This is a genomic window from Sulfurihydrogenibium sp. YO3AOP1 (assembly GCF_000020325.1).
Lineage (GTDB): Bacteria > Aquificota > Aquificia > Aquificales > Hydrogenothermaceae > Sulfurihydrogenibium.
This window is the reverse complement of the sequence record NC_010730.1, coordinates 1,453,301-1,466,068: the sequence shown is the minus strand read 5'-3', so window position 1 is coordinate 1,466,068 and position 12,768 is coordinate 1,453,301. Positions and strand designations below refer to the sequence as shown.

Below are 12,768 nucleotides of genomic sequence, written 5' to 3'. Positions count from 1 at the left end.
GTCCTCCTATTCAATTTTATAAACCTTTATCGGATTACGCCATATAAGATGCCTTTCTATAGGCTTTTCTGTGCCTATTAAAAACTCATACTTAGAATCTTCAATTTCATCAAACTTGAAAGTTGATATCATATTATTTGCTTGCCTAAATACTTCTTCAACATTGTCTCGACTATATCCATAAATATCGTGCCTAAACTTTGATATTTTGACCGTAGAAGTATCCATATTTATTTCGCCCTTTATTAAAAATAGAGAAATTTCCAGGTTGTTTGACATTATGTCTGGAAAAACACCAAAATATCTAACTTCAAAATATTTGCCATCAAATTTAACAGGGAAAAAAGGAAGTCGTTTTGAATTTATATCCCACCATACCCATGTTCTTTCAAAATTCTTTTTAAGAAATTCTTGTTCAATAAAAGCAGGATTTATCATTACTATTTGATTTGATTTGTCGTATTTAAATCTTATATTTCCATACTTATAATATATAACTTCATCATAATCTTGCTTTTCTCCCATTACTTCTACCATTCTTTTCTTTATATATTCCAATTTCTCATATTTCTTTCTATTCTCCTCAATTCTAAAAGTCATATTTTTAGCTTCTACAGAATTCTTGTCTTTTACAAAATCTACATATTTAGAAAAATTCTCTGCAGCTTTATCGTAGTAACTTAGTTCCTCATAAACTAATCCCAAGTTATAATAAATATCAGCCCATTCTGGAGATAATGCTTTGGCTATTTCAAGCAATTGTGCAACATTTTTCAAGTCTTCCCTTGATGACACATTTTTTAAAGCTTCTAAAAAATAAAATTGAGGATTGTTTTCAATAGTTAAAATAGTAATTCCTAACCTTGGTGTAGATGATATATTAGAAAGATTTATAGTTGTAGTAATTTTTCTTCCTTCTCTTATGAGAGTCATTTCATAAGAACCTGCTGGTAAGCTTTTTATATATTCACTAAATTCTTTTGCCAAATCTTTATTAGTTGATTCATAAAAAGTCTTACCATTTAAAGAATAAATAATATCCCAAATTTTGCCACCTGCTTTTTCGAAAGGAAAATTAGACAAAACTTCTGTTACAATCATGTTGTATTTTGTTTCATTCTTAATATCAGGCAACTTTATATTCGGGAACTTTAATTCTGATATAGATTTTCCTTCAAGAGCTGCTTCAACAATTTCTGGACGATAGAAAACTTTTTCAAAGTCATCCATTTTATAAACTTTATCACCAATTTTAACGTTCAGATATTTTCCTGCAAAATCGCTTGCATTGTAATAACCCGCTGGTGTAAGAATTATCCACTCTCTGTTTTTAAAAATAAAAAGTTTTGCAAGTTCTTTATTGTCCGATGTTCTTACTAAGCTTATAATTTGTTTTCCTTGGTATGGAATAATTTTTGCAGTTAATTTACCATCCTTAGAATGTTGAGGTTCATTACTTATATCTATGTTTAAATTATTATCAAATTTCTTTTTTGTATAGTTCAATCCCTTGAGATAAAATAAAAAATTTTCTAAAATCTTATTATCTTTTTTTAATGTCTCTGAAGGAATTGACTCTACATAAGTACTCGTAACATCCCATATAAAGTAAATTCCGTTGTTCTCAGGTGAATAAACTATCAAGTAATCTGTAAACTTTCCTGAAACAAAAGAAAATTCATCTAAAAGCAATTTGCTACTTTCTTCTGGTAGAAAAACTTCTGGCTTTTCTAATGCATTTACAGGGGAAAAATACAAAAATATTAGAAAAATTCCTATTAAAGCTTTATATACTTTAACCATAATAAACCTCCAAAAGCTTTCTATTCTATTACGTCTGCTAAGATACATAATTATCTATTAAAAATAGATGTTTACTTACATAGTCATTAATTGATAACTATCAATAACAGGTTTAACTATTAATTCTTTAACTACACTTCCATCAGAAATACTATGAATCTTTATGCTTCCATCAGTATATCCTACAATAATAAATCCACCGTTTGTAACTAATAATGAAGTTGCTTGGTCGAAGTGAAATTTCTTCTCTTTAGTTAAACAATTATCCGTGATATTGAATATCGAAACATAAAAATGTTTTGCAAATATGTTTTTTTTGTCTTGTTCAGAATGAATAATCTCTATATCCCCGTTTTTTAGAATCACTTTATTAGCCATATTATTATGAAAAATATCACAAACTTTTTTGCCAGTATTTATATCAAATAATCTCAAATTTTGCCCTTTATCTAAATAAAGATATTTTCTATTAATGTCTATCGCTGCCCAAATAATATCCCATGATTCTCTCTCGTCTATTTGGAATTCTGTTACGGGATTTAATGTTTCTTTGTCATATAACATTACCAAAAGTTTTTCTTTACCGTGATCTGATAAATCCTTACGACTAATTCCTTTAAAGTGACCAATATATAAACCAAGATCATATAAATGTAAATCAATTTTGTTGTATAGTTCATCATCTATTGAAGAAAAATCAGGGAGTTTAACCTCGGAGCCATTTTCTAAATTAATGATACGCACACGATTACTTATACCCCCAAAACGATTACTTATATCCCCAAAAACTCCTTCTAATAAGTATATTCTATTGTTTGAAATTTTTCTTATTCTTCCATCTACCTTTATTTTAGTTAAAGTTTCAAGAGTTTCTATCTTTTTACCAAAAATACTGTATATTTCTATGGGTTCATCATACGGTTTTATAACTAATAAAGAATTTTTTATAAAGAACATATCTTCTATAAAATGATTAGTTATAATAATCGATACTTGACGCCCACTTTGTATGTCCCATATTCTTATCTTGCTTCTAATAGCATCTACCGAAGCTAAAAATCTTTCACTGTCATCAATTGCAAGAAAGTGTGCAGCCTCACTAATTTTATACCAATTTACGGGGTCTGCATATCCTGATTGTGCAAAGTCATTTGGTTCTTCTAATGCATTTACAGGTGAGAAATAAAAAAATATTAGAAAAATTCCTATTAAAACTCTACATACTTTAGCCATATTTAACCTCCAAAATCTTTCTATTCTTCCACATCAGCTAAATATACATAATAATCAGGTATAAAACCAAAATACTCCCTTTTATAAACTAAACATAAACTTGCTTTGTATGTTTTCCCTACTTTCATTTTTTCCAATATATCTTTCCTTATACCTGCTACATGATAAAAAGGTCCTGATCTTGTCATACCTTTAACTTTTAAAATATCTCCTATTGAAATTATTTTATCTGCAATAATTTCAGTTTGTATAGCTTTGCAGGGATAAATAGGACCAAATGATAGGGTAAACGGGAGTTAAAATAATGTTGTGTCTAAATAAAATTATAAGGAGGAGTAGTAATGGATAAGAAAGAATACTTTGAAAAAATATTAGACAGATCTACCGAAGAATTAGTAAAAGAACTTTTCCCAAACGGTATAACAACTCAAGAAGAAAAGATAGGTATAAGAAAGCTTTTAGAATCTGTTGTGGAACTGATTATGAATCAGGAAAGAAATTTCTTCCTTGAAAATGATGAAGACAACAAAGCAAACGGATATTATGAAAGAAGCCTAAATACTGGTTCTTTCAAGCTTAACATAAATGTCCCAAGAGATAGAAAGGGTAGATTTAGACCACAAATATTACCTGACCCTTACAAAAGAGTTAATGAAGATTACATAAACCTTCTTATGAGTTTAGTATCCAATGGATACTCAGAAAGCAAGATAGATTCTACATTAAAAAGCTTGGGCTTAAACTACTCAAAACAACATATGGATAAAATCAAAAAAGAGCTTATAGAAAGACTTAATGATTTTAAAACAAGAGAGCTTCCATCGGATGCATTTGTACTGTATATAGACGCATATCACTGTGATATAAAAGAGAAAAACAAAATCAGAAAGGCTTCTGTCTATGTAGTTCTTGGAATAGATTTACAAGGAAATAAAGATATATTTGGATTTTATACATTTTTCAGTAGTGAAAATAAAGCAGACTGGATAAAAGTATTCAATGATTTAATAGATAGAGGACTAAAAAGGGTAATGCTTATAGTAAGTGATGATTTTCCTGGGATAACAAAAGCCATAGAAACACTATTTCCTTATACAGACCATCAGCTATGTTTAGTCCATTTACAAAGAAACGTTAGAAATCAGATGGATAAAGAAGATTCACAAGTATTTAACAAAGAACTGAAAAACATAAAAGAAAACAGCTTAGATTATGAAGATGGATTAGAAAAATTAGATGATTTATGCGGTAGATTTAAGTCTAAATATCCAAGCTTTATAAAACATATTCAATCTAACAAAGAGAGATACTTATGTTTTTTAAAATATCCAGAAAATCTAAGAAAACACATATACACAACAAATCCAGTTGAAAGTGTTAATAGCATGATAGAAAAGGTAAGAATAAATTTAGGTGGATATTTTCAATCTGTGGACATTCTTGAGATAAATCTGCTTATACAAAGAGACAATTTAAAGAATGGAAAATGGAAAAAGCCTATACCTGCTTTTAAAGGAGTCTCTTATGAAATTTTACAATTGTTTAATAAAAAGTTTTCAATCCAGACACAAAATTATTGACAAGTCTCGCATAAATAGTTGCATTTTTTACATCTCGTCTTATCTCTGTTATCATTTCTTGAATTGCACCAAGAATAAATTTTCCTTGTTCTCCTTCAATTGGTTCTTCTTGAATTGTTTTTTCAATTTCTCCTATTGTAAAATAAGGGTCGTCCTTAGTAAAAGGCATTACAGGGTTTTCAATTTTTAAAGTATAAGGCATTTGAATATTAAAATCTCTTTTTAAATCATACTCAATAACCGCTCCATCGGGAATAAAGGCTTTACAATTGTCTGGTTTTTCTCTTATAAAAGTTATTTTATAATCTGGAACTCTTGAATCTATTCTTGATGATTTTTTAACAACAGCCTTAATTGAGTTTTTATCAGTGCAACCGTTAGCATTTACTTTTATTTTGATTTTGTGATCTTCAATATTTAAAGAACGTAAAACTAATATGCCTTCTTCTGTTGGGGAAAAAGAGTATTTTAATGATTTTATATCAGACTTATCTGAAGTCTCTAAAATTCCTCCCCATTCTACTGCGGTAAATCCTTTTCTTATAGGTGTTTTAATTTGAGGTTCTATTAATTTTTCTTTACTATCGTAAGTACCCTCAAAATAAAAGATTACCCTAATAAAAGTATCTGGTTTTGGGTTTATTTTAACTGCTATATTTTCATCTAAAAATTCTTCACTTAGTAATCTAATTTTATAATAAGGATATCCTTTTAGTTCACCAAGCCAATATTCTTTAAAGTCTTTTATTTCTTTTTTATTAAGTCCTAATTTGGGAAGATTTACATCAAACCATTTTTCCAAATCTGTGGTTTTAACTATCCAACCTTCTTTTGGTAAATCAACTGAATTTTCTAATGCTACTTCGTAGAAAAGATACGGATATTTATTATCTATCAACCCATTTGGATTAGCTACAACTAACCATTTATCTTTGTATTCTGGAATGGTTTTTGTAATCTGTCCTTTTGGTTTCAAAATTACTTCTACTTTTTCAGTTTTATTTGGATAAAGATAAAGAGCCGGTTTTTTTAAAATGTGTGTAGGATGTTCTTCTAAAAGAAAACTTTCTAAGCAGGTTAATAATTTCATTTCTTTATTTTTATCTCTTACTAAAGTAAAGCAAAGTGTTTTTTGCTCAGTTGGGCAACAAGAAGGATCAGTTTCTTTATGGGTAAGAAGTGATAAATATATGGAGTCTCTCTTTATATCATTAAAATAAACAAATCCTGGCTCAAACCTTAAATCTTTTATTATAACTCTATCACCAAGTTTAATTGAATTAGTTTGAACGATTTTATCATCTTCTTTTACAAGAGCTGTTATTTCAAAAAACACGCCACTTCCACCAAAATTTTCGGAAAGTATAACTATGGCAAATGGTGGCAAGAATTCGGGTTTAAATATGCCGTAATTTTCTATCTTTACACTGAGATAATTTTTCATATCCCCTTCGTTACTAGGTCTTAATGGAGTTTTATATTCTCCATTCTTCAATGTGACTGTTTGCTTTGAATACTTTAAATGATATGTGAAATTCTTAACGGTTTCTTCATTTAGATTATTAGAATCTTCTAAAGCTATAGCTGATTGTATCATAAGTAAAAAAATCCACATAATTATATATTTAAAAGCTTTCATAATTAACCCTCCTTATAAATGGTTTTAATTTTTATTCTTCTAATGTAAACATATATAACTATTTCTATCAGAAGCACTGCAATAGTACTTAATAAGAACAGAATAACGCTCCCTTCTAAAGATGAAATAATATTTATTTGTATTAATAAGTTATTAACTAATTTAATTAGAAGTATTAAAGCTGGCAAAGATAAAATAGATAAAAGGAGATAAAAAATTTTCTTTCCCTTTATTTTTGCCGAATTTATAATTGCTAATAAATAGAATGCAAAAGAAGCAAGATAAATTATCGCTGCTAATTCAGATAATCCAAACATAAAACCTCCTTGTTAAGTTATTTTAAAATTTAACTATACTCCAAAACATATTCAGTCTTATCCTTCTTTTTAAATATCTTCAGTAGTTCAAAGCCCTTGTATTTGATTAAACCATCGGGTGTACTAATATTAAGTTCTTCAACATTAAGTTCATCAGCAAATCTTTTCTCTGGACCTGTATAGCTACAGCATATTTCAGCTACTTTTATTGATTCTCCCGGTGCTAAAGTAACCTCAAGCTCATATTTTTCTTTATCGTATTTGTATTCATCAGGTTGAAGGGTTCTGCACTCACCACCTTCTTTACATATATAGATTTCTTTCTTAAATCCAATATACCAACATGACTTCTTTTCTAATTCCTCCCATCTTTTTTCAACTTCTGGCGTTGGAGCAGGCTGTTTTGGTTTTTCAATTTTTCTGTATTTAACTGCTATCGTTATTGACATCTCGGACTTGCTTACAACATAAAAACTCGTTGTCCATGAACAGGATAAAAGGAAAAGAGCAATGATAAATGTTATGGAAGTTATTAACCTTTTCAATCTTACTTACTCTCTTACTCTAATACGTTACTATATTTTTCTCTTCTACCTTATCTATCGTCACTGCATTTTTCTTCATACTTTACACAAGTCTTATATACTCCACATATTTGTTTACCAGGAAAAACCGGATCTGGCTGACAGAATCTCCTTTCCTCCCATTGTACACACACTTTTTCACATTTTTTAGTAGATTCTGACTGTTTATTTTCGTCTTCTGCCAAAGCAATACCACTCAATAATTGGAAAAAGGTAAACATAACTACTAATTTTTTCATGACTATTTACCTCCTGTATTTATTTTTAAAGATTATCCTATTCCTTATTGGGATCCATAACTCTTCCCATAAACAAAATAGACCCCGTCTCTTTATCACGAATCAAAAAGATAAAAGGATGATCTGCTTTAAATACGGGTTCTTCAATTAATGCTTTTGTGTCTAATACTACAGCAGTAGCTGCTGCAGCTTCTGTTCCCTCTTCATTCACCTCTACAAATGCTTTGTGAATAACTTTACTTATATAAAGATCATTCTTTTCACCATTAATTCCTGAAAAGTCAGCTTCAACTTCGTCAAAAGCATCTTTCATGCCCATATCAGATAAATTTTTACTCAAGTCAAATCTTTGTGTAAATTTAAATCTTGGAATATATGCTTCAACTTTCGTTTCCGTAGCATTTTTCAACCACTCTTGTAATTTCTTTTCATCCATCATATTTTCAACTGTTTTAAACTTTCCTACTTTTGGTAAGATTATAACCATTGAAATTTTATTACCTTTATAAGATATCTCCAATAATTGAAGATCATCGTTTTCGTAATAATTGAATGTGTTTTTTTGGTACATCATTTTAACCTTAGTTTTTTGCCCGTTTATTAAATAAAAATCTTCATCTCTCGTAGCCATCTTATTAAATTCTGTTTGCCACTTTCCTTTAAAATAAATAGCATTTGTAAGCACTAATCTTGTAAGGCTTGTTATATCTTTTGGATTTAATATATCTTTAATCTTTTCTTTTGTTTCTCTTGAAACCCAATCATTAATTTTTATTCGTGCACCTTCAGGATTTGTTATATAATCTGCTTCGTTAAATCCACCTTTATAATATTTTTCCATTGTATTTAAAAATTCCTGAAGATACTTATAATCCTTTTGCAACCATAAAGCATTAGCAATATTGAGTTCATAATCCTTATTAGATTTTAAATTTTCAATTAGCTTAGAGTAAGCTGGATGAAGACGATCTTGTGGAAGAGTAAAGTTTAATACATTAGCCATCTGCTTTTCCGTATTCCCCCTTGCTCCAGCATAGGTCATTGCAAGAGCAATTGATATACTAGCAGGTGAATAAAAGAGGTTCTCTTCTTTATTTTTATCTTTTAGTTTTTTATACAAATCAAAACTAAACTTGTTTATGCCCTGTGATACAACTTTTAAATCCTTGTCTGTATCTGCCATAGCTACATTACAAAAGAATATTACTAAGACCATTAAAAGTATGTTAACTAACTTTTTCATAGTTACATCCCCTAATTTTTAATTGGGTATTAATAAATAATCAAGATCCGGTTGTAATTTTAATATTATTGTTATCCATACCATAAAAGCCAATATCTCTAAAGGTATTTCATAATTTAAAAAACATTCTCTTTTTCTATGAAATATCTTGCGTTTTATAAAACCTATTTCCAAGCCCTCTTTCTCTAAGATTGTATATCTTTCTATAAAAAGTCCGAATTCTTTTCTCAAAATTATCTCTCTTCCATCTAATAACCTAATTGTAAATTGATTCCTAAATATACTCGACTTATCAGCTCTAATAATTTTTATCCAGTCATTTTCCTTCCATCCCATTTCATACCATTCTCTATAACCTCTCAGCTTATAGACCTTATTTGTTTCAAGAATAGTTATAGAATCAAAATCTATATATTTGTGTTTTATATACACAATTGGTCTATTTCCGTCAAATATCTCATAGTCATGACTAAAAAAATCTATTGGAACAATTTCATATCTTTTCATTCGGCAGCGTTTCTCTCTATATGCTCTAAAATTTCTTTATGGGCTCTAATATAATCTTTTAATTCGTCTAAAGTAAAGTAATCAAGGATATCCTTTTTACCCTCTTCGAAATCATACCCAAATAGGCTCTCCGGAATATACACAAGCTTATGTGGTGGAAGTTTTTTTAAATCGAGCCATAAATCATTGTCAAACTTGTATTCCATATAACCTCTTAACATTTGTAAATAAATTACATTATTTAAAGCAAAAAAATTCTTAGCATCTCTATATATATTTATAAGATCTTCTGGATAAACTTTAACTGATGAGCTTAGTTCTAATCTATGGGGATATATTTCTCCAAAAACTGCTCTTAATTCGTCACGATAACTACTATATTTTGGAGAAAGTTTTTTTTGCAGTGCTTCAAATTCTATTGCAAAATCTGCTCCAAATGACCCAGGCATTATAAAAATAAGCTCAATTCTACCATGACCACCTATTGTGTTTGATGTCTTTAAAGGATAATATAGCTTTTCTGATTTAAATTTCATTATAAGAGGATTTATAAATCTTTTTTCTTCTTTAAGCTCAACTACATCAAAAACAAAATATATGAAACCCCTTTTAACATAATCATTAACAATCAAATCTATATTATCGAGTTGTTTATAGATAGATTTATTGACATTTTTTTGTTTAAAGAAATTTTCTACCCAGTTTTTAAAATCTTCAGCATTATTTACTTTTACTACTGTTACATCATGAGAACCAATTTTCTTAGACAGTCTGACTTCAACGGGAGACAAATCAGAACCCCCACCTTTTGAATATTGTTTGAAATATATACGCCTTTTCTGTAGTAATCCATTAAGCTCTTCAAATGGGTTATTTTCTGCAGTGGTTACTTCTGGTTCTGATGGCAAAGGAATAAACCTTAATATTTCTACAGATTTATCTGATTTGAATTCAGTTCCAAGGATGAGAACCTCCTCGTAACCATTATGCATTATTATAGCCTTCTGGGCATCCTCACTTATTTTAGCTAAGTCAAGACTTATAGCTCCCATATCAGAAAAAGCTGTGGAGGATAAAGTTAAATAAATAATAAAGAAAAATATACTTGCAGGGATTTTGTTATGTTGAGCCATTTTACACACTCCTTTTTAGCAAGAGCTCTCCCATGGAGAGCTCTCATTCTTTAAGCATTACTCGTTGTTTTCGGTCTTTTCAATTTTGGGTTTTGGAATTGGGGGGATATACTGCGATCCGCCACCGCTTAGGTTTGAAGACCTTTCAGTATCAAATCCCTGCCCTGCTTTTACTCTTACATCTTCATCGCTTCCCGGATCTTTCGTTGCATGCCAGCTATCGCCAGATACACCATTCATTTGATCATGAGCAGAATCTGAACCATAAGACATACCTGCTACCAACAACATAAATACCATACCAAACAAACATGCTTTTAACTCTTCATAAGACACCTCCTGTGGTTTTTTTTAGTCTTCTTTCTAAATTATTATTTCTATGTTTTCCAACAAGTGGCATTTATTAAGTCTTAGGTTTTGATATACATTATTATTAAAATCTCTCCTTGAAAGGTTTGATATTTATCTGTAAGCAAAACAGATAAAAACCTTCCAAAAGGAGTTAAAATGTGTATAATCTAATTTATATAGCAATTATTCAATATTTCAACAGAATGATAGGGAATGTTCCAAGATTATTTTTTGGTAAATTAAATATGCAAAATCAAGAAAGGATAGAATGTTTGCATGAGAAGAACAACAATACTCTTTAAAGAAATATAAAAAACTACAGAAATATTCCTTAAAGAAATTAATTACGAAGATAAAAAACAAAATAATAAAAAAGGTATACCAAGAAAGTACCAAGATTCATTTATCTTTATAATGTCCTCGCAAATTGTAACCAAAAAATTGAAAAATTTTATTCCATGAATGTAAACTATTTAACAAAAGGAGGACATTAAGATGAAAAGAACCAGGAAAAATTACAGTCCAGAGTTTAAAGCTAAAGTAGTTTTAGAGCTACTTCAAGAAAACAAAACCATGAACGAAATAACAAGCAAATATGACATTCTTCCTAAAAGCCTTATAGAATGGAAAAAACAATTCTTAGAAAATGCAGCCTTAGCATTTGACAAAAGTTTAGTTGCAAAAGAATACAAACAAGAAATAGAAAACCTAAAAGAAGAAAATGAAAAATTAGTAAAAAATTAGGAAAAGTAATCGTAGAGAGAGATTGGCTACAGGGAAAGCTAAAAAGCTTGGACTTATTGATTAGAAAAACTCTAATCGATAACAGTGAAAGTGTCCAAGCTAAAACCCAAAAAAATCCTTCACTATCACTAAACAGACAGCTTGAACTACTAAGCATATCAAAAATAGCTTATTATTACACTAAAAAAGAACCATTTTCAAGTGAAAAAGACAAAATTCTATTAGATGCGATAGATAAAATCTATACAGAACATCCATATTATGGTGCCAGAAGAATGCAGAAAGCATTAGAAAGCATAGGAATAAAAGTAGGAAAGAGAAAGTTAAGTAGAATTTATAAGCTTATGGGTATAAGGGCATTATATCCACCACCAAAAACAACCATTTTAAACGAAGAAAACAAGAAATATCCATATTTATTAAACCAGACAACTGCAACACAAAAACCAAACCAAATATGGAGCGGTGATATAACCTACATTAAATTAGAGAAAGGCTATGCATACATAGAAGGCTCAATAGACTGGCATAGCAAGAAAGTATTAAGCTGGAAGCTAAGCAATACGATGGGTAGCTATTTAACAACCAGCATTTTAGAAGAGGCAATAGAGAAATACGGAAAGCCAGAAATATTCAATTCAGATCAAGGAAGCCAGTACACATTAAAAGAACACATAGAAAAATTAAAGAAAAACGGTATAAAAATATCAATGAATGCAAAGGGTAAGAGTATAGACAATATAGTAATAGAGAGATTTTGGAGGACATTGAAATATGAGAATTTATATCTAAAGGCTATAGCACTGTAAAAGGAGACTTGTCAATAATTTTGTGTCTGGATTGAAAACTTTTTATTAAACAATTGTAAAATTTCATAAGAAGCTCCTTTAAAAGCAGGTATAGACTTATTCAATTTTCCATTCTTTAAATTATCTTTCTGGATAAGCAGATTTACCTCAAGAATGTCCACAGATTGAAAATATCCACCTAAATTTATTCTTACCTTCTCTATCATGCTATTAACACTTTCAACTGGATTTGTTGTGTATATGTGTTTTCTTAGATTTTCTGGATATTTTTAAAAAACATAAGTATCTCTCTTTGTTAGATTGAATATGTTTTATAAAGCTTGGATATTTAGATTTAAATCTACTACATAAATCATCTAATTTTTCTAATCCATCTTCATAATCTAAGCTGTTTTCTTTTATGTTTTTCAGCTCTTTGTTAAATGTTTGCGAATCTTCCTTACCCATTTGACTTTTGACATTTCTTTGTAAATGGACTAAACATAGCTGATGGTCTGTAAAAGGAAATAGTGTTTCTATGGCTTTTGATATTCCAGGAAAATCATCACTTACTATAAGCATTACCCTTTTTAGTCCTCTATCTATT

The 12,768-nt window shown here is 29.3% G+C and carries 16 protein-coding genes; 4 read left to right on the top strand and 12 right to left on the bottom strand.

Annotated elements, in window-relative coordinates:
- Positions 1-6: 6 nt before the first annotated feature.
- Positions 7-1,803 (bottom strand): hypothetical protein, encoded by a 1,797-nt coding sequence (locus SYO3AOP1_RS07310; RefSeq protein ID WP_012460084.1) that lies wholly within the window; start codon positions 1,801-1,803, stop codon positions 7-9.
- A 75-nt stretch (positions 1,804-1,878) separates the two neighbouring features.
- Positions 1,879-3,036 (bottom strand): hypothetical protein, encoded by a 1,158-nt coding sequence (locus SYO3AOP1_RS07305; protein ID WP_012460083.1) that lies wholly within the window; start codon positions 3,034-3,036, stop codon positions 1,879-1,881.
- A 341-nt stretch (positions 3,037-3,377) separates the two neighbouring features.
- Here SYO3AOP1_RS07305 and SYO3AOP1_RS07300 point away from each other — a divergent pair, with 341 nt between their 5' ends.
- Positions 3,378-4,616 (top strand): IS256 family transposase, encoded by a 1,239-nt coding sequence (locus tag SYO3AOP1_RS07300; protein WP_012458801.1) that lies wholly within the window; start codon positions 3,378-3,380, stop codon positions 4,614-4,616.
- Here SYO3AOP1_RS07300 and SYO3AOP1_RS07295 read toward each other — a convergent pair.
- The 8 genes from SYO3AOP1_RS07295 to SYO3AOP1_RS07260 form a co-directional block, all read right to left on the bottom strand.
- Positions 4,579-6,255 (bottom strand): hypothetical protein, encoded by a 1,677-nt coding sequence (locus SYO3AOP1_RS07295; protein ID WP_012460081.1) that lies wholly within the window; start codon positions 6,253-6,255, stop codon positions 4,579-4,581. The genes SYO3AOP1_RS07300 and SYO3AOP1_RS07295 overlap by 38 nt on opposite strands.
- A gap of 2 nt (positions 6,256-6,257) precedes the next feature.
- Positions 6,258-6,572: a hypothetical protein gene (locus SYO3AOP1_RS07290; RefSeq protein WP_012460080.1), complete on the bottom strand. Its 315-nt coding sequence runs from the start codon at positions 6,570-6,572 to the stop codon at positions 6,258-6,260.
- Between the two features lie 29 nt (positions 6,573-6,601).
- A complete protein-coding gene (locus tag SYO3AOP1_RS07285; protein WP_012460079.1) occupies positions 6,602-7,021 on the bottom strand; it encodes a hypothetical protein in 420 nt (139 codons plus the stop codon).
- 146 nt (positions 7,022-7,167) lie between these two features.
- Complete coding sequence (locus tag SYO3AOP1_RS07280) at positions 7,168-7,395, bottom strand: hypothetical protein (RefSeq protein WP_012460078.1); 228 nt, start codon at positions 7,393-7,395, stop codon at positions 7,168-7,170.
- A gap of 37 nt (positions 7,396-7,432) precedes the next feature.
- Positions 7,433-8,638 carry a serpin family protein gene (locus SYO3AOP1_RS07275; protein WP_012460077.1) on the bottom strand — a complete coding sequence of 402 codons (1,206 nt, stop codon included), beginning with the start codon at positions 8,636-8,638 and terminating at the stop codon, positions 7,433-7,435.
- Positions 8,639-8,656: 18 nt separating this feature from the next.
- The gene (locus SYO3AOP1_RS07270; protein WP_012460076.1) at positions 8,657-9,145 is read right to left on the bottom strand and encodes a hypothetical protein; all 489 of its coding nucleotides are present in this window, start codon (positions 9,143-9,145) and stop codon (positions 8,657-8,659) included.
- Positions 9,142-10,278 (bottom strand): DUF2330 domain-containing protein, encoded by a 1,137-nt coding sequence (locus SYO3AOP1_RS07265; protein ID WP_012460075.1) that lies wholly within the window; start codon positions 10,276-10,278, stop codon positions 9,142-9,144. The genes SYO3AOP1_RS07270 and SYO3AOP1_RS07265 overlap by 4 nt, the downstream gene beginning before the upstream one ends.
- Before the next feature lie 57 nt (positions 10,279-10,335).
- Positions 10,336-10,569 (bottom strand): hypothetical protein, encoded by a 234-nt coding sequence (locus SYO3AOP1_RS07260; protein ID WP_156769260.1) that lies wholly within the window; start codon positions 10,567-10,569, stop codon positions 10,336-10,338.
- Between the two features lie 218 nt (positions 10,570-10,787).
- Here SYO3AOP1_RS07260 and SYO3AOP1_RS09375 point away from each other — a divergent pair, with 218 nt between their 5' ends.
- The 3 genes from SYO3AOP1_RS09375 to SYO3AOP1_RS07250 all read left to right on the top strand — a co-directional run bounded on the left by SYO3AOP1_RS09375 (position 10,788) and on the right by SYO3AOP1_RS07250 (position 12,182).
- Entirely contained in the window at positions 10,788-10,931 is a 144-nt protein-coding gene (locus SYO3AOP1_RS09375; RefSeq protein ID WP_156769259.1) for a hypothetical protein, read from the top strand.
- Between the two features lie 193 nt (positions 10,932-11,124).
- Positions 11,125-11,373 (top strand): IS3 family transposase, encoded by a 249-nt coding sequence (locus SYO3AOP1_RS07255; RefSeq protein ID WP_012460073.1) that lies wholly within the window; start codon positions 11,125-11,127, stop codon positions 11,371-11,373.
- Between the two features lie 47 nt (positions 11,374-11,420).
- Positions 11,421-12,182: an IS3 family transposase gene (locus SYO3AOP1_RS07250; protein ID WP_012460072.1), complete on the top strand. Its 762-nt coding sequence runs from the start codon at positions 11,421-11,423 to the stop codon at positions 12,180-12,182.
- Positions 12,183-12,193: 11 nt separating this feature from the next.
- Here SYO3AOP1_RS07250 and SYO3AOP1_RS09775 read toward each other — a convergent pair whose 3' ends face one another.
- A complete protein-coding gene (locus SYO3AOP1_RS09775) occupies positions 12,194-12,388 on the bottom strand; it encodes a hypothetical protein (RefSeq protein WP_049751907.1) in 195 nt (64 codons plus the stop codon).
- A 13-nt stretch (positions 12,389-12,401) separates the two neighbouring features.
- On the bottom strand, positions 12,402-12,767 hold the full coding sequence (locus SYO3AOP1_RS09770; RefSeq protein ID WP_281340839.1) for a transposase: 366 nt from the start codon (positions 12,765-12,767) through the stop codon (positions 12,402-12,404).
- Between the last annotated feature and the right edge of the window lies 1 nt (position 12,768).